The organism is Pseudoduganella sp. GW821-FHT11H04 (assembly GCF_058807935.1).
This window is the reverse complement of record NZ_JBXARE010000002.1, coordinates 14,826-37,338: the sequence shown is the minus strand read 5'-3', so window position 1 is coordinate 37,338 and position 22,513 is coordinate 14,826. Positions and strand designations below refer to the sequence as shown.

At 63.1% G+C, this 22,513-nt stretch carries 15 protein-coding genes; 6 read left to right on the top strand and 9 right to left on the bottom strand.

Annotated features, from left to right (window positions below; all coding sequences use genetic code 11):
• Positions 1 to 66: 66 nt before the first annotated feature.
• On the top strand, positions 67 to 861 hold the full coding sequence (locus AC1RTP_RS04000; RefSeq protein WP_498604955.1) for a helix-turn-helix domain-containing protein: 795 nt from the start codon (positions 67 to 69) through the stop codon (positions 859 to 861).
• Here the strand turns inward: AC1RTP_RS04000 and AC1RTP_RS03995 are convergent.
• The 8 genes from AC1RTP_RS03995 to AC1RTP_RS03960 form a co-directional block, all read right to left on the bottom strand.
• Positions 845 to 1,456: an HD domain-containing protein gene (locus tag AC1RTP_RS03995; RefSeq protein WP_498604953.1), complete on the bottom strand. Its 612-nt coding sequence runs from the start codon at positions 1,454 to 1,456 to the stop codon at positions 845 to 847. The genes AC1RTP_RS04000 and AC1RTP_RS03995 overlap by 17 nt on opposite strands.
• Positions 1,437 to 4,019 carry an ATP-dependent chaperone ClpB gene (clpB, locus tag AC1RTP_RS03990; RefSeq protein WP_498604952.1) on the bottom strand — a complete coding sequence of 861 codons (2,583 nt, stop codon included), beginning with the start codon at positions 4,017 to 4,019 and terminating at the stop codon, positions 1,437 to 1,439. The genes AC1RTP_RS03995 and clpB overlap by 20 nt, the downstream gene beginning before the upstream one ends.
• A gap of 53 nt (positions 4,020 to 4,072) precedes the next feature.
• Complete coding sequence (gene moaE / locus AC1RTP_RS03985) at positions 4,073 to 4,525, bottom strand: molybdopterin synthase catalytic subunit MoaE (RefSeq protein ID WP_498604950.1); 453 nt, start codon at positions 4,523 to 4,525, stop codon at positions 4,073 to 4,075.
• Entirely contained in the window at positions 4,522 to 7,074 is a 2,553-nt protein-coding gene (locus tag AC1RTP_RS03980; RefSeq protein WP_498604948.1) for a DUF349 domain-containing protein, read from the bottom strand. Before AC1RTP_RS03980 ends, moaE begins: the two co-directional genes overlap by 4 nt.
• Before the next feature lie 80 nt (positions 7,075 to 7,154).
• Positions 7,155 to 7,823 (bottom strand): hemerythrin domain-containing protein, encoded by a 669-nt coding sequence (locus tag AC1RTP_RS03975; protein ID WP_498604946.1) that lies wholly within the window; start codon positions 7,821 to 7,823, stop codon positions 7,155 to 7,157.
• A 103-nt stretch (positions 7,824 to 7,926) separates the two neighbouring features.
• Positions 7,927 to 10,290 carry a bifunctional acetate--CoA ligase family protein/GNAT family N-acetyltransferase gene (locus AC1RTP_RS03970; protein WP_498604944.1) on the bottom strand — a complete coding sequence of 788 codons (2,364 nt, stop codon included), beginning with the start codon at positions 10,288 to 10,290 and terminating at the stop codon, positions 7,927 to 7,929.
• A gap of 12 nt (positions 10,291 to 10,302) precedes the next feature.
• Positions 10,303 to 11,295: a DUF2804 domain-containing protein gene (locus AC1RTP_RS03965; protein ID WP_498604943.1), complete on the bottom strand. Its 993-nt coding sequence runs from the start codon at positions 11,293 to 11,295 to the stop codon at positions 10,303 to 10,305.
• Positions 11,292 to 12,524 carry a winged helix-turn-helix domain-containing protein gene (locus AC1RTP_RS03960; RefSeq protein WP_498604942.1) on the bottom strand — a complete coding sequence of 411 codons (1,233 nt, stop codon included), beginning with the start codon at positions 12,522 to 12,524 and terminating at the stop codon, positions 11,292 to 11,294. The genes AC1RTP_RS03965 and AC1RTP_RS03960 overlap by 4 nt, the downstream gene beginning before the upstream one ends.
• Before the next feature lie 144 nt (positions 12,525 to 12,668).
• Between AC1RTP_RS03960 and AC1RTP_RS03955 the strand changes: the two genes are divergently transcribed.
• The 3 genes from AC1RTP_RS03955 (at position 12,669) to AC1RTP_RS03945 (ending at position 20,435) form a co-directional block, all read left to right on the top strand.
• Positions 12,669 to 15,314: a sensor domain-containing diguanylate cyclase gene (locus AC1RTP_RS03955; RefSeq protein WP_498604940.1), complete on the top strand. Its 2,646-nt coding sequence runs from the start codon at positions 12,669 to 12,671 to the stop codon at positions 15,312 to 15,314.
• 67 nt (positions 15,315 to 15,381) lie between these two features.
• Positions 15,382 to 16,695 (top strand): exonuclease SbcCD subunit D C-terminal domain-containing protein, encoded by a 1,314-nt coding sequence (locus AC1RTP_RS03950; protein WP_498604938.1) that lies wholly within the window; start codon positions 15,382 to 15,384, stop codon positions 16,693 to 16,695.
• A complete protein-coding gene (locus tag AC1RTP_RS03945) occupies positions 16,692 to 20,435 on the top strand; it encodes an AAA family ATPase (protein WP_498604937.1) in 3,744 nt (1,247 codons plus the stop codon). The genes AC1RTP_RS03950 and AC1RTP_RS03945 overlap by 4 nt, the downstream gene beginning before the upstream one ends.
• Here the strand turns inward: AC1RTP_RS03945 and AC1RTP_RS03940 are convergent.
• On the bottom strand, positions 20,424 to 20,588 hold the full coding sequence (locus AC1RTP_RS03940; protein ID WP_498604936.1) for a hypothetical protein: 165 nt from the start codon (positions 20,586 to 20,588) through the stop codon (positions 20,424 to 20,426). The two genes, AC1RTP_RS03945 and AC1RTP_RS03940, sit on opposite strands and share 12 nt — an antisense overlap.
• A gap of 93 nt (positions 20,589 to 20,681) precedes the next feature.
• Here AC1RTP_RS03940 and AC1RTP_RS03935 point away from each other — a divergent pair, with 93 nt between their 5' ends.
• Both AC1RTP_RS03935 and AC1RTP_RS03930 read left to right on the top strand, forming a co-directional pair.
• Positions 20,682 to 21,179, top strand: coding sequence for a putative metalloprotease CJM1_0395 family protein (locus AC1RTP_RS03935; protein ID WP_498604934.1), 498 nt, complete (start codon positions 20,682 to 20,684; stop codon positions 21,177 to 21,179).
• A 307-nt stretch (positions 21,180 to 21,486) separates the two neighbouring features.
• A complete protein-coding gene (locus AC1RTP_RS03930) occupies positions 21,487 to 22,425 on the top strand; it encodes a hypothetical protein (RefSeq protein ID WP_498604933.1) in 939 nt (312 codons plus the stop codon).
• The last annotated feature ends 88 nt before the right edge of the window (positions 22,426 to 22,513 follow it).

The window sequence follows — 22,513 nt, the reverse complement described above, 5'->3', positions numbered from 1 at the left end:
TTTAGTAACACAGCGCGCGTCCGTTTTGAGCTAGGATGACATCATTTATCGCAAAACTGCCATCCCATGCCGATCAAGATCGTCACTCACACCGGGCCGCACGAAAGCCGCCGCGAGCCGACCGACGTCCAACCGGTCACCATGATCGCGCGTGACCTTGTTTGCCAGGGCGCCCTGCAAACCCATTCGCATGATTGCGCCCAATTGACCCTGGCCCTGGAAGGCGTGGTCCGGGTAAACGCCATGGACAGTAGCTGGATCGTGCCGCCGCAACGCGCGATATGGACGGCGGCCAATGTCGAACACTCGCTGAGCGTGATCGAGACGGCGCGCTTACGCCCTGTCTACTTCGTCGCTTCTTATGATCCCTTTCCTGGCGAGCCATGCAAGGTGCTCGAAGTATCGCCGCTGCTGCGCGAACTGGTCATGGCGCTCGAACAGGAAGATCCGGAAGCGCCAAGCCACCGCTCGAATTTGATCTGCAGCCTGATCCTGGACGAACTGCCGCACCTGGCTACGCGCCCGATTCGCGTCCCCATGCCGCGCGATAAGCGCCTGAAAAGCCTGTGCGATGCTTTGCTGTCGGATCCAGGCACCACGCAAACGCTGGAGGAATGGGCGAGCAAAGCCGGCGCATCGGAACGCACCTTGGCGCGCCTGTTCGAAAAAGAACTGGGCATGAGCTTCGGCCAATGGCGCCAGCAAGCCCGCCTCGCGCATGCTGCGCCAATGATCACAAGTGGCATGCCCCTGTCGCAAGTGGCCGACGCACTCGGCTACTCCAGCCAGTCGGCATTCACCGCCATGTTCCGCAAAACCTTCGGCTGCCCGCCCACCGAGTTTTTCAATACTCGCAACTGAGGTCGCGATCATCAGCAGGTCGTCCGCGCTGCCTGGTCTCTGCGTCAAGTATTTCCCGCAAGGTGACGAATAGTGGCGCAGTGGCTGTGTGCTTGCGGCCGTATCCGAGGTTGAAGGCGTAATCGAAATCGGGCGGATTGGCGCCCTGATTGTGCTGGAGGATGGTTTCCAGTTTATCCAACGCTTTCACGGCCTGGGCTTCTGGCGTGGCGGCGGCTTCGTACTCGTCCCATAACGCGATGATTTCGGCCCGCAATGGCGGGTCCAGGTCGCGCGTCAAAGTATGCAAGTCCGCGCGCTCTTGCGCCGATTTGTCTGGATGGGCGTGCTGATGGATCGCGGGGACGTCGCCATGGATTGCTTCGCCGAGGTCGTGCACAACGCACAGTTTCAGCACCCGCGCGATGTCCAGGCCTGGCAACTCGTCTGCAAACACCAGCGCCATCAATGCCAGCCGCCAGCTATGTTCGGCGGTACTTTCAGGACGGCCGGAAGAAGTGAACCCGCTGCGCAGGACGATTTTCAGCCGCTCCGCCTCGCGCAGAAACGCGAGGCGGCCGGCCAACAGGACTGGGTCAAGTCTTACGGAAGACAAGGTCGTTGCCCTGTGCGTCGATGAGGATCGTGTCTTTCGGGCCAAAGCGGCCTTCCAGGATCAGCTTCGACAGCGGATTCTCAATCTGCTGCTGCACCGCGCGTTTCAGCGGACGAGCGCCATACACCGGGTCGTAGCCCGCCTCGGCGATCTTTTGCAACGCCGCTTCGGTCACTTCCATGCCCATGTCCATGCGCTTCAGGCGCTGCTCCAGGATCTGCAACTGGATGCGGGCGATCGAACCGATATGCTTGTCGTCCAGACCGTGGAACACCACGATCTCGTCAATCCGGTTGATGAACTCCGGACGGAAGTGACCGCGCACCTCGGCCATCACCGCCAGCTTCACCACCGCCGGATCGGATTCATCCAGCGACTGGATCTTCTGCGAACCCAGGTTCGACGTCATGATCACCACCGTATTCTTGAAGTCCACGGTGCGGCCCTGTCCGTCCGTCATGCGGCCATCGTCCAGCACTTGCAGCAGCACGTTGAACACGTCCGGGTGCGCCTTCTCGATTTCGTCGAGCAGGATCACGCTGTACGGTTTACGGCGCACGGCTTCCGTCAGGTAGCCGCCTTCATCGTAGCCCACATAGCCCGGAGGTGCGCCGATCAGGCGGGCCACCGAGTGCTTCTCCATGAATTCACTCATGTCGATGCGGATCAGCGATTCCTCCGAGTCGAACAGGAAGTTCGCCAGCGCCTTGGTCAGCTCCGTCTTGCCGACACCGGTCGGGCCGAGGAACATGAAGGAACCGTATGGACGATTCGGGTCCGACAGCCCGGCGCGCGAGCGGCGGATGGCATCGGCCACAGCGCTGATCGCCTCGTCCTGCCCCACCACGCGTTCGTGCAGCTTCTCTTCGATGTGCAGCAGCTTGTCGCGTTCACCCTGCATCATGCGCGAGACCGGGATGCCGGTCGCGCGCGACACCACTTCGGCGATTTCCTCCGCGCCAACCTGGGTCCGCAGCAGCTTGGGCTTGTCGCCTGCCTGTTCGGCGGCACCTGCGGCTTCGGCGTGCTTGAGCTGCGCTTCCAGCTCCGGCAGCTTTCCGTACTGGAGTTCGGACACGCGCTGCCAGTTGGAAGCGCGCGTTGCCTCTTCCATCTGCTGCTTGATACGTTCGATTTCTTCCTTAATGTGGGTGGTGCCCTGTACATTGGCTTTTTCCGCCTTCAGCACTTCCTCATAGTCGTTGTACTCGCGCTGCAGCTTGGCGATTTCGTCGTCAAGCAGTTGCAGGCGCGCTTTCGATGCTTCGTCCTTTTCACGCTTGACGGCTTCCTTCTCGATCTTGAGCTGGATCAGGCGGCGTTCGAGTTTATCCATCACCTCCGGCTTGGAGTCGATCTCGATCTTGATCTTGGACGCGGCTTCGTCGATCAGGTCGATCGCCTTATCGGGCAGGAAACGGTCGGTAATGTAGCGATGCGACAGCTCCGCCGCCGCGATGATCGCAGCGTCGGTGATTTCCACCTTGTGGTGCAGCTCGTACTTATCCTGCAGGCCGCGCAGGATGGCGATGGTCGCCTCCACGCTTGGCTCGTCGACCAGGATTTTCTGGAAGCGGCGCTCCAGAGCGGCATCCTTCTCGATGTATTTGCGGTATTCGTCGAGCGTGGTCGCGCCAAGGCAATGCAGCTCGCCGCGCGCCAGCGCAGGCTTCAGCATATTGCCGGCGTCCATGGCGCCTTCGGCCTTGCCGGCGCCCACCATGGTGTGCAGCTCGTCGATAAAGACAATGGTCTGGCCTTCGTCCTGTGCCAGCTCTTTCAGCACGGACTTCAGGCGTTCTTCGAATTCGCCGCGATATTTGGCGCCCGCCAGCAGTGCCGCCATGTCGAGCGACAGCACGCGCTTGCCGCGCAGGGAATCCGGCACTTCGTTGTTGACGATGCGCTGCGCCAGTCCTTCCACGATGGCGGTCTTGCCGACACCTGGTTCGCCGATCAGCACCGGATTGTTCTTGGTACGGCGCTGCAGCACCTGGATGGCGCGGCGGATCTCGTCGTCGCGGCCGATCACAGGATCCAGCTTGCCCATGCGGGCGCGCTCGGTCAGGTCGAGGGTGTATTTTTTCAGGGCCTCGCGCTGGCCTTCCGCTTCCTGCGAATCGACCTTGGCGCCGCCGCGCACCGCATCGATGGCGGTTTCCAGCGCCTTGCGCTGCAAGCCATTCTCGCGCGCCAGCTTGCCGGCATCGCCCTTATCTTCTGCGATCGCCAGCAGCACCATCTCGCTGGAGACGAACTGGTCGCCGCGCTTCTGCGTTTCGCGGTCGGCCTGGTTCAGCATATTGACGAACTCACGGCTGACCGTGACGTCGCCGCCCGATACCTTGGGCATGCGTTCCATGGCGTGCTTGAGTGCTTGTGCCAGCCCGCCGACATTGACGCCGGCGCGCTGCAGCAGCGAACGCGCACCGCCGTCTTCCTGGTTCAGCAGGGCGAGCAGCAGGTGCGCGGGTTCGATGTATTGGTTGTCGTTGCCAACGGCCAGGCTCTGGGCATCGGCGAGTGCTTCTTGAAGTTTTGTTGTAAGTTTGTCTTGGCGCATTTGAACGCTCCTGATGAATTGTCAAGGACAACATGAGGATGCGTTAACAATTTTCAAGACCACTTTCTTAACGCATCGTCGTCGCTTGTGCGGGCGTCAACCCAGCGTGCTCCTTCCGGCGTCTGCTCCTTCTTCCAGAACGGCGCCTCGGTTTTCAGGTAATCGATGATAAATTCGCAAGCCGAGAAAGCCTCGCCCCGATGCGGTGACGTGACGGCCACGAGCACGATCTGGTCCATGGGCTTGAGCGGCCCGACCCGGTGGATCACCAGCGCATGATAGATCGGCCAACGTTGCTTGGCCTGGTCGATGATGGCCTGGATCGACTGCTCGGTCATGCCCGGGTAATGTTCAAGCTCCATCTCCGCAACGGAAGCGCCTTCATTCAGGTCGCGCACCGTGCCGACGAAATTGACTATAGCGCCGACCTTGGCGTTTCCGGCGCGCAGTTGCGCCATTTCGTGGGAAAGGTCGAAGTCTTCCGTTTGAATGCGAACGTCGTTCATTTGCCCTCCGCACCAATCTTGCGGAACAGCTGCTCTATGCGGCTGGACGTGCGTGCATCCGCCAGGGCGGGCATGGCGCACAGGGCAAGAAACTGGGCGGCGTGGCTGGCCGGCTTCTGGCCGGATTTGAGGGAGGACTGCAATACTTCTACCTGCATTTTCAATCGGTCTTTCGCAAATTCCGCCCCGCTGTCGATGCCGGCCACGATTTCCAGGCGCAGCACTTCGGACAGCAGGCGTTGACGGTTGTTTTCCAGTTGGCCGGCGTAGGCGGCTCGCGCTGCAGCGCCCTCCCCGGCGGCTTTCAATGCGGCGTCGAAGCGGGCGCGCAAGGTGCGCTCCTGTTCCGTCGGCAGCGCTGGCAAGGTTTGCCAACGGCTGTTCCAATCCGCGCCATCGACGTCGCCGGCTTCGGCCAGCGCGCTTTCCAGCGCCTGCACCAGGCGTAGTTTCTCACGCAATGCATTTGCCTGCGCGGCGCCGGCCCGTTTGCGGATGCCGTCGGCCTGCGATTGCAGGGCGCCGACCGCAGCCCGGTAACGCTGGTCGATTTTCTGTTCGCTCGAACGCGGCACCACGCCCGACGCATGCCAGGCGACCGCAGTATCTTTCAGGGTTTTGCCGATGGCGCCCAGCACGGCCTTGTCGTCGCCTTCGAAAGTGGCCGACTCCAGGCCAGCGCAAATTGCCTCGCGAGCATGCAGGTGGGCCTTGCGTTCATGGTCCGCGGCGTGGGCGTGCTCTTTGCGCTTGGCGAAAATCTGGTCGCAGGCGCCGCGGAATTTCTGCCATAAGGCTTGCTCGGTCTTGCGTTCGAGCGGCAAGGCGCGGGCGTGGCCCTGCCAGGACTCCTGCAGGCGGCGCAGGGTGTCAATGGTGTGGCGATCCAGCGGATTGAGCTTGCCTACTTCTTCAATCAACTGCTCGCGGCGGGCGACTTCGATCCGGCGTTGGGAGTCGAGGGGTTCCATCAAGGCGTCCATGGCCTTGCTGAAAGCGGCGTCGAGGCGTTTTTTGTCCTTGCGGTCGATGGTGCCGAGACGGCTCCAGGCCTGGCGCAGTCGCTGGGTGGTCGATGCGAGCGCGCGCCAGTCGTGCGTGTGCGGCAAGTTGCCGGAGGCGGATTCTTCGCGGTCGACCTGGGCGCCGCCGGCAGCTTCCAACTGGGCAGCATCCTTGGCGATCAGCGCATTTGCTTCGTCCACCAGCTGTTGCGCCTTTGCCGCATTGGAGTGGCGTTCGTCGGCAAGCTGCTTGAAATGGGCGGCGGCTGGGGCGTAGGCGGCGGTGCAGGCGGCGTCGAATTTTTCCCACAGCGACTTGGGGGCGGCGCCGGAGACGCCGTCGAGCGACTTCCAGCGCTCGCGCATGCTGCCGACTTTTTTCGCCAGCTCGCTCATGCCGAGACCTTCCGCCGGCAGGCTTTCGACCGCGTGCACCAGTTCTTCACGCGAGACATTGCCCCCCCAGCGAGCCCAGTCGCCCAGGCGTTTCAGGTCGGCCCGCACGTGGGCCAGGCGCTCGGCCTGCGCCGGGGTCAGTCGGCCTGTCTTGCTGTCCTTGAGCGTTTTATCGTGTTCGGCGGCGATGTGGAGCTGGCCTTGCGCCAGTGCGGCCTCCATCGCTTCCACCAGGTCCATGAAGTGGCGGTTGGCTTCCTGCTCGGCGGGAGTGGCCTTGTGCTTTGGTGGACGCGCGGGATGAGCTGCTGCGGCAGATGCCGGCGGCGGCGTTTCGCCATTCCCGGCGGGGCCGGCGCTTGCCCCGTCGGCTGCGCCGTCGGGTTGGGCATCCGCGGCGAGCGCGTGCGCGCCGGCAGTAACCTCTCCGTTTACGCTGGTTGCGACAGGCGCAGCGGGCGCCCGGGCGCCGCGTTCGGCCGTCAACGCGGCGTCGAAGTCATTCAGGAGGTGGCGCGGCAGCGAGGCGCGCTCGGGCGAAGCCAAATGGCCAGTATGCTCGCTGCTAAGTCGTTCAAGCTCGACGGCATCCGGATGCTTGCGCACAGCGGCCAGCGCATCGATCATGGAACGCTGCAGCGATACCTGGGCTTCCAGGCGCTCGGCCAGCGACTCGCGCACATGGGCGAACTCAGCAGCAGTTTCCGGCGCTGCATCGACAACTTTCCATTGCCGGTCGAGATCGGCGACCAGATTGGGTGTGAGCTTTTCATCGGCCAACAAACGCTGCGCAAGAGCAATACACGCCTGCGCCTGTTTCTGCTCTGCCTGCACGTGGCGGATCGCATCGAGCCGCCCCTGCATCAGCTTGGCTACACGCCGGTCGGAATTGCGCACCGCGTGCTGCACTTTCTCCAGCGCAGCCTGCGACATCACATGCTCGGCCGCAGCCAGCCGCACGTCGGCAAATTCGCTATTAAGGATGAGCTCGACCGCAGCAGCCTCATCACCCGCCATATTGCGGGCAAGCTCAGCTTGCGCCGCGCGGCGTTCTGCTGGAGAACCCAGGGGCGCCTGCGGACCGCCGGCGCTGGACTGGCCGGCAACGCTGGCCTGGCTGGCCTGCTGCTTGAATAGGAACTCAAACATAGTTGTGCTATGAATGGATCAAAACCACCATCATAGCGCAGCGCCGCCCGGCAAGGGCGGCGAATGCAGGCACGGCGTGTTCAGACCGTATCCGCAGCGCGATGGGCCAAACGGCTGCGCCGGTGGTAGCGCAGCTTCGGCACAGGAATCTCGGCTTGCTCTTCTTGCCGCAGGGATGCACGCACCTGCTTGGCCTCGGTCAAAGCCTTCCTGTCTTTTTCGGCGGAACACGGCACGCGGCGCGCTTCCACCACTTGAGCGTCATGGGCCAGGAACTTGTTCGCGATGTCAAACCACGCTTCGCCACCAATCGCGGACCTCGCAATGGAGAACAATTCCTTTTCCTCTTTCTCCAGGCGCTGTAATAACAGCGTGCAGAAAGTCTCGATCGATTCGCAGATCTCCGCCACCTGGCGTTCAGTGTGCTCGCTTGCTGTATCGAGCTCAGTCTGCAGGCGCCGGATCACGGACAAGGCTGCATTATTCAGGCGGCTCAATTCATCAAGCAATTGGTTAGCCTGCTCCGTTGCGTTCTGCAACGCCGGAATCAGGTACAGCTCGATCTTGCGCCAATGGCAGGCCTGGTACAGGCGCTCCAGGGTTTCGCAAGCATATTCAAGCTGGGACAGGGTCAAACGCTGTTGCCGCAACAGCGTCGATTGCACGTATTTTTGAAACGACAGCAGGCTAAGGCGCACGTTAGCCTGTTCAACGGATAGCGCAACTAATGTATATGTGGCCGTTAACATTCTTGCTCCCAAATATCGCTACGGAAACGGAAGTACAAGTGTAAATAAGACCGACAGATTCGCTTTGACATTCATCAATGTAACGTCACAGCGCCCTCCTAATTTAGGAGGTTTTCAAATGCAGCGCAAGGCGAAGATCAACCATACCAGCTTCTTGCGACGGCGTCACGGTTCCGCCAAATCTTCGCATCAGTTGTTGCATTCCGATATTCTCGGACAACGCTTCGCCTGTAATTTCTCGCGTGCCGCGGCTGCTGAAATAGTCAAGCAATTTCTGGAACAGGATATTTCCCAGGCCTTTACCTTTCAAATCGGAACGCACGATGATGGCAAATTCTGCTTTTTGGTTATCCGGATCGGCAACCGCCCGTACCACGCCCAGCGTTTCCGGCAGGCCGTCAACGCCGGTGCGCGTCGCGATGAAAGCCATGGCGCGGTCGTAGTCGATCTGGGTCAGGCGCGCGAGCTGGGTCGGCGGCAATTCTTTCATTGCCGAGAAGAAGCGCAGGCGCACGTCGTCGGGAGCAAGCTGGCTGAAGAAGCGCACATGCGCCGGCGCATCTTCCGGCCGGATCGGGCGCAGCAGCAAAGGTGCCCCCTGCCATGCGATTTCCTGCTCCAGCTCCTGCGGGTAGGGGCGGATCGCCATACTGCTTTCAGGTCTGCGCAGGCCGAGCGTGGCGCGCGCGCCATGCACGTGCAGCACACCGTCCTGCACCGTAACGGGATCGATTTCCAATACGGCGATTTCGCCGATGTCGGCCACCAGTTCAGCCACATGCACCAGGGCGCGGCACAGGATTTCGCGCTCTTCCACCAGGGTTCGTCCAACGCCGGTGCGGCGCAGCATGTCGCGCGCCAGCACCGTGTTCAGCGGCGGCAGGCCGACGGCGCGGTCATCCACCACGCGGCCGGCGCTGCCGCCCAGGCCAACGCTGATGGCGGGGCCGAACACCGGGTCGTGCTGCATGCCGATGCGAAGTCGTTGCGCGTCCCCACAGGCGACGTTTGGCGCCAGCGGCAAGCCGTATGCGGCCAGCACGGCAGCCAGGTCGGCCTGCGACAATTCGGCATTGCCGGCGGCGCGGGCAGCTTCCACCAGTTGGCGCGCCGCTTGGCGCTCCGGCACCGAATGGGCCGGCACCTGGCCCGGCACTTCAATCAGCAAGGCCTGGTTACGCGAGTACTGCACGACCTGGCTGAAGGCGCGCACGGCTTTTTCAGGCGTGTCGTAGCTTGGCAGGCCGGCGTCGGCAAAGACCTGCCGCGCGCCTGCCACCGATTCCCCTCCCAGCCAGCAGGACAGCACGCAGCGGCTGCTTTGCTGCACGAGCGGCACCAGGGCTTGCGCCACGCCGGTGCTGGCGGTGGCGGAAGACGGCGCGTGCACCATCAGCAGCGCGTCGGCGTTCTGGTCGGCCAACAGCGCACCTGCCACGGCGGCATGGCGTTCGGCGCTTGCTTCACCGCCGATGTCGATCGGATTCGCCAGCGACAGCCCGGCCGGTAGCTCCTTACTCAGGCGCTTTCCTGTTTCCGCTGAAAACTGGGCCAGCTTACCGTGCACGTATTGCAGCGCATCGGCCGCCAATTGACCGGTGCCGCTGCCGTTGCTCATGATGGCCAGGCGAGTGCCGCGCCCGGGCCGCGCCCGCGCCACCGTCTCCACCGCGTCGAACAGGTCGGCCGAGGAATACACACGCAACATGCCGGCGCGTCGGATCACGGCGTCGTACACCTTGTCGTCGCTGCTGCGGCCGGCCTTCAGCACCACCACGGGCTTGCCGCGCGCCGCCAGCCGGGCCGCCGAGATGAATTTGCGTGCGCATGTGACCGATTCGATGTGCATGATGATGGCGGCTGTGTCGTCGTCCGCAGCCAGGAAGTCGAGCATATCGCCAAGGTCGATATCGCCGCCTTCCACCAGCGACACAATGCGCGAAAAACCGATGCCATGCTGCCGAGCCCAATCCAGCACCGCCGTCATCACAGTCGATGATTGCGAGATGAAGGCGATCTTGCCCGGCTTGGCGCCGGCGTGGGCAGCACTGGCATTCAGGCCAGCCAGCGGGGCGACCAGGCCGATGCCGCCGGGGCCCAGGATGCGCAGCAGGTGGGGCCGCGCCGCCTTCATGATCTGTTGGCGGATGGTGTCGCTGACCGGCGTCAGGATGATGGCGCCGCGCGTACCACGTGCGCCCAGGTCGGCGATCAGGCCGGGCACCGTGTCCGGGGGGGTGCAGATGATGGCCAGGTCCGGCGCGCGCGGCAGCGCCGACAGGCGCGGGTAGCACGGAATGCCGAGCAGCTGCTCGTATTTTGGGTTGACCGGCCAGATGGCGCCGGCAAAACCGCTTTCCGCCATATTGTTCATCACCTGGGTGCCCATGCGGTCCGGCCGCAGCGAGGCGCCGAAGATGGCCACCGAGCCGGGCTCGAACAGGCTGTCCATATTCCTGATGCTCATGGCGGCTTTCCTTTACCAGCGCGAGTAATGATCCTCCGTCACGCCAGCGAGCTGGGTGACGATGCGTTTTGGCCCTTCCGGCTCACTGCGCACCCAGCCGCTGAAGTGGCCTACCGGCTGGATGTAGCGGCTCGCTGCCACGATCAGGTTGCGGTCCTGGCGGCGCGCGCCGTCCGGCGTGAAGAACAGTTCCAACTGGTCGTCTTCGGTGAAGATATGCCAGCGCTGCATCGGGTCTTGCGGGTCGAAGATGAAATGCGCCGGCGCCAGCGGCACGACCTCGCCGTCGATCCATAGCGCGTTCTCATTGCCGCCGAAATAGCCGGATTGCAAGTTGAAGCCCATTTCCAGATTGTGTGCGGAAGCCCAGCGCCACGAGGTTTCGCGCGCCAGCAAGCCGTTCGAATAATCGAAGCTGGCGACGCCGCCATCGAGCTTGTATTCGTCGCGGAAGGTGCGCACTTCGCCCTTCAGCGGCATGCCGGGCGACTTCTGCGTGCCGTGCAGCGCCCCGCCCTGCACCGGCCCGGCGGCCAGCAGCAAGGGCGCGACCGGCGGGCCGAATTCGGCGTCGATTTCCATATAGGGGCAGCGCAGCGTAAGCTGGACTCGCCCACCAGTCAGCGGTTCGATATTGATTTGCGTCGCGCGCGTGCGGAACCAGCTGGCGGCGCCCGCGTGTTCCCCGACGCTGACCGACATGCGGCCCGGCAGGCCATCCTGCGAGTAATTGGCCATCATATCGCTGTCGTTGCGATCGAAAACGTAGGCGAAGCAGGTACTGGTCCAGCCCAGGTCGACGATGGCGACGGCCGCCATCACCTGCTCAGAAACCAGCGAAACGTAGTGCCACTTCTTGTGGTGGAAACGGCGCCATAGGCTGCTGCGTGCATGTTCGCCGGCCAGCAAATGCCAGTTGAAGGATTCTGCGGTACCGAAGAAACGGCCCAAAACCGGCTTGCCGTCGGCGCCGACCACGTGTTGAGGGGCTGCGGCCAACTTCATTGTTCGACTCCTTGTGCATCCAGTTCCGCCTGGAGCGTAGCTGCGAAAACCGGCGGTTCGCTAGCCTGCACCTGCACATGCGGGCAACCGTGCCAGTTTGCCAGGCGCTGCACCGCGCCCGCCACGTCGCGCACGAAGCGGTCGGTCACGCGCACGGCCTCTTCCAACGCCAGGTTTTTCAGTTCGAAGGTGCCGCCGCGGCGGTGCGCCTTGGCGTCGATACGGCCGACCAGCGCACCGCGGCGCAGGATGGGCAGCGTGAAATAGCCGTAACGGCGCTTTTCCGCCGGCGTATAGCATTCCAAACGGTAGTCAAAGCCGAACAGGTCGACTGCGCGGCGGCGGTCCCACACCACTGGATCGAAAGGCGACAGGATGGTGGTGAGCGTCGGCGACAATGCGCCGTCGGCGGCAGCTCGCGCGAGGTCGGCCAGTTCGTGGTGGATGTAGACGGTGTCCTTCCAGCCATCGACGCGGGCGCGCAGCAGCAAACCTTCGTCGGCCAGCGCTTCCAGGTCCATGCGCGGCGGCTTGGTGCGGTAGTAGTCGGCCACCCAGGCGCTGCGGGCCAGGCCCAGGGCACGCACGGTCTTCAACGCCAGTTCGCGCCGCGTTTCATCCATATCCGGCATCTGGCTGTCGTCCCAACCGGGCAGCACGCGCTCGGCCAGGTCGTACACGCGTTGGAAGTTGTGACGGCGCGCGATCATCAGCTCACCGGCAGTGAACAGCACTTCCAGCGAGCGCTTTTCAGGCTTCCACTCCCACCAGCCGCCGCCCTTGCCATCGGTGCGTTCAAAATCGGCCGAACGCGCCGGCCCGTTGCTGCGGATATGCTCCAGCACGCGCTCGACGTCGGCACGCCGCTCGCGCATCCAGTTAGCTGAATATTTCCATCCCATCGAGGCCGGATCGACCATGCGATGGCGCAGCAAACGGTAATCCTCGATCGGAACGAAGCAGGCCTCGTGCGCCCAGTACTCGAACAGCGCGCCTTCGGCAAGATGCTCTTCCAGCCAGGGCTGGGGATAATCGCCCAGACGGCTCCACAACACCAGGTAAGGGCTGCGCGCCACCACGTGGATAGTGTCGATCTGCAGCACCCCCATATTGCGGATGGTGTCCAGTACATCGGCTTTCTGCGCCTTGCGCCGGCGCGGCTGCAGCAATCCCTGGGCCGCCAGGTGCAAGGCACGCGCTGCGGACAAGGTGAGATTCAGTTCGGTCAAGTCTCAGTTCCTAAGAGAGGTGAACGCCTATTCTAATAGTGATTTGACAGTATTTCTTGGCATTTTGCGAAGGATGGTGGCCGCCAGGCAGCAATCTCCCGCTTTTTTTGCCCCGCTGCCGGGCTTTCGGCGCAGAATATAGCCGTGCCAAAATCAACCGTCCGCCAAGTCATTCACAAGCTGTATCGCATGATACTGCTGCCCTCCTTCACGCTGGTTTTGCTGGTGCTGTTGTGGGCCGACGTTTTCTACCAATTGCGATCTGACGCCGAAAGCGCCCACTACGACGCTGTGCAGCATAGCCACTCGCTGGCGCGCACCTTGTCCGAAAGCTCCAGCCATATTTTGCGGCAGGCGGACCATGCCACCCAGTTATTCAAGCTCAAATTCGAGGAAACCAACGGCGCCCTGCGCCTGCCCGAATTCAGCAGACGCGGTGGATTGCTGGATTCCGTCATGCCGGCGCGGCTCGAACTGCCGATCGCCCTGATCGATGCCAACGGCAAGCTGGTGGACAGCATGCATGGCGTATTTCCACCCAATTCGGCCAACCAGGCCTTCTTCAAGACCTTGTCCACATCAGGCGACGATTCGGCTTTGTTCACAAACCCGATGGTGGAACCTCTCACCAAAAAGTGGCAAATACAGATCGCCCGCCGGCTGGACGACAAGGCCGGCAAGTTCGCCGGCGTGATCGTACTGATGGTCGACCCGGCATTTTTCGTGGAAGACTATGACCGCATGCATGTGGACGAAGGCGGCCTGGTAATGCTGATCAGCCGCGACACCGGCCTGGCCATTGGCCGCGTCGACGAAAAGCTCTTCATCACGGATACCATTGATTTCGTGGCTCCCGCCGACCCGATCAGCATGCCGGAAGAACTGATACTGAAAACGCCGGTCGACAAAACGGAGCGCATCTATGCCTTCCGCGACATGCCGCGCTTTGCTTTGACGGCCGTCGTAGGCGATACGACCGAACACGCGCTGGCCAAATACAATAGCCAGCGGCGCCTGTACTTCGTACTCACCGCCCTGGTTTCCATTGTGGTACTGGTGTTCAGCCTCCTGCTCACGCGGCAGGCGCGGCGCCTGCGTGAAAGCATGCGGGAGTCGACCGAGGCCCGCGAAAAGCTGCATGCCGCCGTCGATGCCAGCCTCGATACCCTGTTCCTGATGAAGGCTTGCCGCAGCGGCGGCACAGGCGGCGCGATCATGGACTTCATCCTGGTTGACGTGAATGAGCGCGGCGCCCGCATCCTGGGCCACGACCCGGAGCAGGCGCTGGGCAAGCGCATGGGCGAGATGCTGCCGCGCTGGCATAGCGAAGGTTTCTTCGACAAATGCCTGGGCGTGCTGCAAACCGGCGAGCCGCTGGAAGAGGAAATCGAATCGACTGTATTCGGCGAGCCGCTTTGGCTGCGGCATCAGATCGTCGCTATTGAAGATGGTGTGGCCGTCACCGCCCGCAACATCACCGAACGCAAACGCTCCGAGCTGGCGGTGCGGCAGAACCAGGCGGAGCTCCAGGCAGTCAACGACGCCTCCCCGCTTGGCCTGGTGCGTGCCGACCAGGATGGAAAATGCACTTATGTCAACCGCACTTTCGAAGCGATTACCGGCATGCCGCGTGAAACCGCACTTGGCGATGGCTGGTTCAATGCTGTGCATCCAAACGATCGGGAGATGCTGCGCGCCTCGCTGCGCCACCTGACCCAGACCCAGCAAGCCTTCCAGGAAACGCTGCGCTGCGTGCACCCGGACGGCAAAGTAGTCTGGACCTCGATCAAAGTAGCGCCGATCGTGATCGACAAAGCCATCGCCGGCTATGTCGGCACGCTGGACGACATCACCCTGGTACGCAAATCCGTCATGGCCCTGCGCGAGAGCGAATCGCGCCTGCGCACCATCGCCGATACCCTGCCGGCCATGATCGCATATATCGATTTCGAGGAAATCTACCGTTTCCACAACCTGGCCTACGAGCGCGAATTCAGCAAGAGCGGACTGCACGTCACCGGGCGTACCATCCTCGAAACCGTGGGCGAAAAACGCTATGGCGTGCTGCAGCCGTTTATTGCACGCGCCCTGCGCGGGGAGACGCTAACCTTCGAGGAAGAAGACGACAGCGGCGATTTCCCGCGCACTTACGACGTGGTCTACATTCCCCAGCTGGACGAGGATGGCATCACCGTGGTCGGCTTCCACGTGATGCGGCAGGACGTGACGGCGCAAAAACGTGAAAAACAGCGGCTGCTGCGCCTGTCCCAAGTCGATGCGCTGACCGGGCTGACCAACCGCGCCGGCTTCCTGCAAAAACTCAGCGAAACCATGACCGCTTGCCGCGAAAGCGGCGGTTTGATGGCGGTGATGTACCTGGATATCGACCGCTTCAAGCCGGTCAACGACACCTACGGCCATGCAGTAGGCGATGCGCTGTTGAAGGCTTTCTCGGCACGTTTGTCCAATACTGTGCGCGCCAGCGATACGGTGGCGCGGCTGGGCGGCGACGAATTCACCATCATCATGGACCGCATTTCCAAACCGGACGATGCGACCAGCACCGCCTCCAAGATTGTGCATGCCATGCAGCAGACCTTTGAACTGGATGGCATCCTGGCCCACGTCTCCACCAGTATCGGCCTCACTTATTACCGCGACGAAGATGTCAGCCCGGCCGAATTGCTGAAACGGGCCGATTCGCTACTGTATGAAGCCAAACAGGCCGGCCGCAGCACCTATCGCAGCAGCGGCGCCTTGTCGGAAGTGCGTTCGCCGAACGCAGCCTGACAAGGATCAAGACATCCGGCTGTCGTTTGCGCTATATTTGCGCTTCCCACGCCTCGCTTTACATTTCATGCGCCTGCTGCACACCTCCGATTGGCATCTTGGCCAGTCGCTGCATAATTTTGAACGCCACTACGAGCACCAACGCTTCCTGGACTGGCTGCTCGATACCATCGTGTCCGAACAGGCCGATGCCCTGCTGGTGGCGGGCGATATTTTCGACAACGCCAATCCGTCGGCGGCCTCGCAGCGGCAGCTGTACACCTTCCTGCAGCAAGCGCGTGCCCGAGCGCCGCAGCTGGATATTGTCGTCATTGCAGGCAACCATGACTCGCCGGGACGCATTGAGGCGCCCGGCCCGCTGCTGGAGGCGCACGGCACCACCGTCATCGGCTACCCGCACCGCGACACGGACGGCAACATCGCCATGGAACGCATGCTGGTGCCGCTGACCGGCAAAGATGGCGCCATCGCCGCCTGGGTCCTGGCGGTGCCCTTCCTGCGCCACGGCGACGTCCCGCGGCCGCCAACCGCCGACGCCACCGCCCCAGCCAATGCAGCCGAAGCGCCGACGGTGCCCGAGCAAGCCGCCGCGGGCGCCGCCCTCGACGACGCCCCCGCGGCGCCGCAGCCGGATCCTTACCTTGCCGGCATCGCGGAGCTGTACCGCCAGGCACTTGAATTGGCTGCCGCCCGCGCCGGCGAGGGACAAGCAATCGTCGCCATGGGCCACTGCCACATGGTCAATGGCACCATGTCCGCCGATTCCGAGCGCCGCATTGTCATCGGCGGGACTGAGATGCTCCCAAGCGGCATCTTCCCTCCGCCAATTGCCTACGCCGCGCTGGGCCACCTCCACCTTGCCCAGCAAGTCGGACCGCACGAACATATCCGCTACTGCGGCAGCCCGATCCCGCTCTCGTTCGCAGAAACCGGCTATAAGCACCAGGTCCTGCGCATCGACCTCGCTGGCGCCAATGTAGGCAAGATCACCGCGCTCCCGATCCCGAGAGCCGTACAGCTGCTGCGCATTCCCGACAAACCAGCCCCACTGGAAGAAGTCAAAGCAGCGCTGGCCGCCCTCGACCTGCCCGACGCACCGCTCGAACAGCAGCCGCTGCTCGAAGTGCGCATCCTGCTCAATGCCCCCGAGCCGGGCCTGCGCACGGCCATCGAAGAAGCGCTGCAAGGCAAACCGGTCCGCCTGGCGAAAATCGAAACCTCCAGCGCCACCCGCGCATCTTTCGAAGAAGCAGCGCTCTCGCTCGACCAATTGGCGACCCTGCAGCCGGACGATATTTTCAAGCGCCTTTATCGCCAGCGCTTTGGCAGCGAAGCCCCGCCCGAGCAACTGGCCGCCTTTGCTGAACTGGTGCAGCCATGAGAGTCCTGCGCATCGCCGGCAAGAACCTTGCCTCCCTGGCCGATGAATTCGCAGTCGACTTCACGTCCCAGCCCTTGTCCGAGGCCGGCCTGTTTGCCATCAGCGGGCCGACCGGCGCCGGCAAAAGCACCCTGCTCGACGCCCTGTGCCTGGCCCTGTACGACGACACGCCCCGCCTGCACAAAGCAGAAGGCAAAACGCCCGACGTCGGCGACCCCGTGTCCTCGCAAGACCCGCGCACCCTTCTGCGCCGAGGCGCCGCCGAAGGCTGGGCCGAAGTCGACTTCGTCGGCAACGACGGCGCCGCTTACCGCGCCCGCTGGAAAGTCTGGCGCGCCCGCAGCAAGGCAGCCGGTGCGCTTCAGCCAAGCGCCATGTCGCTGCAAAAGCTGCCGGGACTCCAGCCTCTTGGCCATACAAAGACCGAGGTGATGGCCGAAATCGTCCAGCGCATTGGCCTGAGCTTCGAACAGTTCACACGCGCCGTGCTGCTGGCGCAAAACGAATTCTCCGCCTTCCTTAAAGCCCGGGACGACGAGCGCGGCACCCTGCTCGAAACGCTGACCGGAAGCGGCATCTACAGCGATATATCCAAACGCGCCTTCGAACGCTGGCGCGCCGAAGAGCTGAAGCTGAAGACCCTCAGCGCCGGCTTGGCAACCCAGCAACCCCTGGCGCCCGAAAAGCGCGCCGAGATCTTCGCCGAATCCGAAGCCGCCGAAGCAGCACTGCAAGCCAGCGCGCAGCGCGTTACGGCCCTGGAAGCCGACCTGCGCTGGCATCACCAGGCCGAAAACCTGGCGAGCGCCGTGCAGCACGCGCGCGAACATTGCCAACAGCGTCAAAACGAATCCGAAGCGGCAGCCCCCCGCCGCGCCATGCTTGCGCAACTTGACGCCGTGCAGCCGGCCCGCGCGCTGGATGACGACGTTGTGCGCCTGGCCGCCGAACGCGCCGCGACACAAGCTGCCATCTCGCTCGCCGAACAGGAAGCCGAACGCACACGCCTCGCGTTGGAAGTACTGACCGGCGACGCCCAGCAGGCCAGCGCCGCCGTCACCGCCGCCGAAAGCGCGCAACAAGCCGCCGCGCCAATGCTGGACCAGGCGAAGGCCCTCGATACTCGCCTGGCCCCGCTGCAAGCCGCTTTTACGCAAGCCGCCAGCACGCGCGAAGCCGCCATGCAGGCCGATGCCGCCGCCCTGTCCGCATTGCAGGCTCGCGAAACCAAACAACAGTCGCTCGCCAACGAACAGCAAACATGCGAGCAGTGGCTGGCAGCACATGAACACTGGGCCGCGCTGGCGCGAGACTGGGCACGCTGGGACGTGCTGTTCTCGCAAGCCAGGTTGCAAGCCGACCGCGCCGAGCAGCAATCGCAATCCCTGGCGACGGTCCAGCAGGCCGCAAGCCGCCAGCGCCAGGATGAAGCGCACGCCCGCATCAGCCTCGAAGGCGCCACCGAACGTCTGCGCCAGGCCGAAGCCCAGCGCGAGCAGGCCGTAAAGACACTGGCCAGCTTCAACCCCGACCAACTCGCGCAGCAGCGCCAGCACATCGACCAGCACCGCACGCTGCTGGTCGACGCCAGCGCGGCCTGGCAACACCTGGCGCAACTTACGCAGCGCCAGCAAGAATCAAGCACACGCAGCGCCTCACTGCTAGCCGCCCGCGACAACGCCCAGGCCGAAGTCGCCGCCGCACGCGAATTGAATACAGCCTTGTTTGCCGCCTCCACCCAGGCCGAACGCTCGCTGAAACTGGCGGAAGCGGCCACCGGAGAAAGCGTCGAAAAGCTGCGGGCAACGCTGCAGGACGACACTGCCTGCCCGGTCTGCGGCTCGCACGAACACCCATACCGCCACGAAGACGGCCCGCTGCACGCCATGCTGGCGCAGCTCCTGGGCGAAGTGCGCGACTGCCGCGACAAGCTGCAACGCAATATGAAACACGAGGCCGAGCAGCAGGCCCGCCTCCAAGGAAGCGTCGAACAACTCGCCGCCCTCAACGCCGAAGCGCACAACATCAGCAACGCACTGGCAGCAGCCCAGCCCCGCTGGCAGTCCGCCAGTGCGGCCCTCGCTGGCCACGTCGAAAGCCTGGCGGCGGCTGAACGAGACGAAGTGCCAGGCTGGCTCGCATCGCACAGCGCCAGCGTTCAAAACGCATTGCGCTCCCTTGAAAGCCAGGAGCAATCCCACCGCCAGGCCAGCCGCACGCGCGAAGTCGCGCAAACCGCCTGCGAGCAAGCCGCCGCCGAATGCAATCGCCAGCAGCATTCCCTGGCCGCCGCGCAGGCAGCATTGGTGCAATCCGAGACCCAGCAAAAAGCGCTCGACGAGCAACGCATCGACACCGCCCTGCAAATCGCCACCTTGCTCGACCAGTTGGACGCCCCGCAGTCACACGTCGGCTGGCAGGACGAATGGAAAGAAAGTCCTGCACGCTTCCACGAGCAGCGCACGCGCGAAAGCAAGCAATGGCAAGCGCAGCGCCAGATGGCCGACGAACGAGCCGCCGCAATCGCTGCGCTGGCAGTCGAGCTTCAAGGCCTGCGCACCGCCCAAGAACGCAGCAGCGCCGACGCCAGCGCCGCCCAAGCACTAGCTGACGCCGCGCAAGCCGCACTGGCCGAGGCCAGCACCGAACGCCAAGCCCTCTGGCAAGGCCGCCCCGTCCGCGAAGTAGAAGCCGAACTGCGCGCAGCCATCGACAGCGCCCGCGCCAAGCTGCAAGCGCGCCAGGAATCCGCCCAGCAAGCCGCGCAACAGCGCACCCGCGCCGACGAAGCCCACGCCCAGGCTATCCAACGCCTGAAAGAACGAGACGCCGAAGCGGAAGGCGCAGCCACGCGCCTGCAAGCCTGGCTCACCGACAACCACGCCGCCGGCATCCACAGCGTGGAAGCATTGCGCACCCTGCTCGCCCACTCCCAGCAAAGCATCCGCGACGAACGCACTGCGCTGCAAGCGATCGACCACGCACTCGCCTCCGCCAAAGCCGTGCAAGCCGAACGCGAAGCCCAACACACCGCCCACCTGGAAAACGCATCCAAAGGCGAGCAAACCAGCGCGACCGAGCTCGAACAGGCCTTGGCGACGCTTCAAGAAGAACGCAAGCAAGCCCACGACCAGTCCGCGGCCCTCAAGCTGCAATTGGCGCAGGACGACGCCCGCCGCAAGGCCGCCGAAGCCATGCTGGCCGACATCGCCCACCAGCAGGAAGTCGAACAACGCTGGGCCACAATGTACGACCTGATTGGCTCGCAAGACGGCAAAAAATTCCGCAACTACGCGCAGCAATTCACACTGGACGTTTTACTCGGCTACGCCAACGCCCACCTGGCGCAGCTGGCGCCGCGCTACCAGCTGGAACGCATCGACAATCCCGCCCAGCCTTCGCTGGGCCTGCTGGTACGCGACCTGCACATGGGCGATGAAAAACGTTCCGTGCACTCGCTATCAGGCGGCGAATCCTTCCTGGTCTCGCTGGCAATGGCGCTCGGCCTGGCCTCACTGTCCTCCAACCGCGTGCGCGTGGAATCCCTGTTTATCGACGAAGGCTTTGGCAGCCTGGATGCGGAAACCCTGCGCGTCGCGATGGACGCGCTGGACGGTTTGCAGTCAATGGGAAGGAAAGTCGGAGTGATCTCCCACGTTCAGGAAATGACCGAGCGGATCGCCACCAGGATCGTGGTACAACCCGCCGCCAACGGCCGCAGTGCAGTGTCAGTCAGCTAAACGCCAGCTGCGCTGCTCCTGCTCATCGCGCACCATTTCCCAACCCAGCTCGCGGCGGATTTGCTGTGCGTCGGGCAAGGGGCGACGCTCCTCCTGGCGCAATTGCATCCAGTTGCGCACTGCTTCCTTGGTGGGCTGCTTGGTCTGGTCCATCGTAAACCTCCATCGGCGTGACGGTCACACATTCAACGCTGGAAGCGACCGCCAGTTGACGGATCGCGTCGCCCAATTTGTTATCATGTGTAAATGGGAATCGACGCCATATCCTCGTCAAGCACCGCCGCGCAGCAGGCCAGCGCGCCTGCGAGGAAGGCCGCGCGTACCGACTCAGCCCAGCAGCAATATTCCGCCGAAGACCAGGCCAAGATCGACAAGCTCAAGGCACGCGACCTCCAGGTGCGCCAGCACGAGCAGGCCCACCTCGCCGTAGCCGGTGGACTCGCCACTTCCGGCGCCACTTATACTTATCAGCGCGGTCCGAATGGCGTGAACTATGCCGTCGGCGGCGAAGTCAATATCGACACCTCGCCCGGCCGCACGCCCGAAGAAACGATCAACAAAGCGCGCCAGATCCAGGCAGCCGCCCTGGCCCCGGCCGATCCCTCGGGCCAGGACCGCAGCGTAGCGTCCAGCGCCGCGCAAATGGCACAGAAAGCCCAGGCTGAAATTTCAGCAAAGCAACAACAGCTCGCCTCCACCTATGGGCATTCCGAAAAGCAAGTAACGGTCGATATATTTGCCTGATAAAATCGTCCTTTTGCCCGGAGTCCTGGCCATGTTCCTGAAAGCCCCACGCAACCTGACTTTCAAATGCGCAAAATGCGCAAAAGCAGTAAAGGTTACTTTGCAGAAAACTTCTGCATGCTCCCACATTACGCCGTACTATGGTGTCTGCAGCTGCGGCGAAGTGAAGTTGCATGCCACTGGCGCCCCGGAAGCGGTGAGGTCCTACCTCGAATCGAACGGTTTGTGGACTCATCATCATTGATTTGGCTCAAGAAATCCTGAAACTTGCCGTAGCAGGGGGAAGTGCCCTAAAAGGTTTCCGATCATGAACCCCTTGAACTCCATTGGCCCACGCCACTACCAGAACACCGCATTGACTCCTGCAGCAACCCAGCAGGATGGCAAGTCTACGCCTGCCAACGCGGTGCATGACGTGAACTCCGGCAGCGCCGTATCGCTGTCGAGCAACGCTGTCGACCTGCAAAAGCGCGTCGAACAACTGGGCAACCGGACTGTCGATATGGCACAGAACCTGATCGGCAGCTTCGCAAAAAGCTTGCTCGGCGACAACGCCAAGGGCGCCAAGATCGCGTTCGACTCGGTGGAACTGGAATCGAACGCCAGCTTCGCCGCCGGCGCCCTGCACGCCGAGGGAAGCGATGGCGTCACCGACGCCCTGGGTTTCAGCCTGAGCGAAGACTCCCACTTCCTCGGCAAAGGCACGATCACCACTGCCGACGGCCGTACGCTGAACTTTGAAGTAGAAATCAAGTACGAAGCCAGCGCCTCTGCCGGCGCCGCCAGCAGTGTGCCGTCGCGGCGTAAGGAACTGGCCGACCAGAACCCGGCCATGCCGCTGCCGAAAGTCGATTTCCCGGATATCGACTTCCCGGGCAGCCTGGCCGACCTGTTCCGCCTGATGGACAAAACCGTCAACGCCACAGTTAAACAGCAAGACGATCAGGGCAAGGAAAGCGATGCCGGCAACCTCAGCATGCGCCTGCTCAAGCTGGTCGACTCCGCCACTTCGCTGGACAACTACCTGCCGGCAAACGCCAGCGAAAAAGCGAAAGCCTACGGCCTGCAGCAGGCCCAGCCTGGCCAAGCCGCCGACCTCGCGCACGCCGCCAAAGACGCCCGCGACGCCGCCCGCAACGGCCCGATCGATCCGCCCTCCACCGAAATCGCACCGATCGAGGCCGATAAGTCGCCAATCGATCCACCTAAGGCAGAGACCGCACCGATCGACCCGCCGGCAGCATAAGCCCGCGTATAATTGCAGTCTCCTTACTTGAAAGTCGGGGTCAGGTCGAGCAAATGGACAAAAAAGGCCCCCTTGTTCACCCTAACCC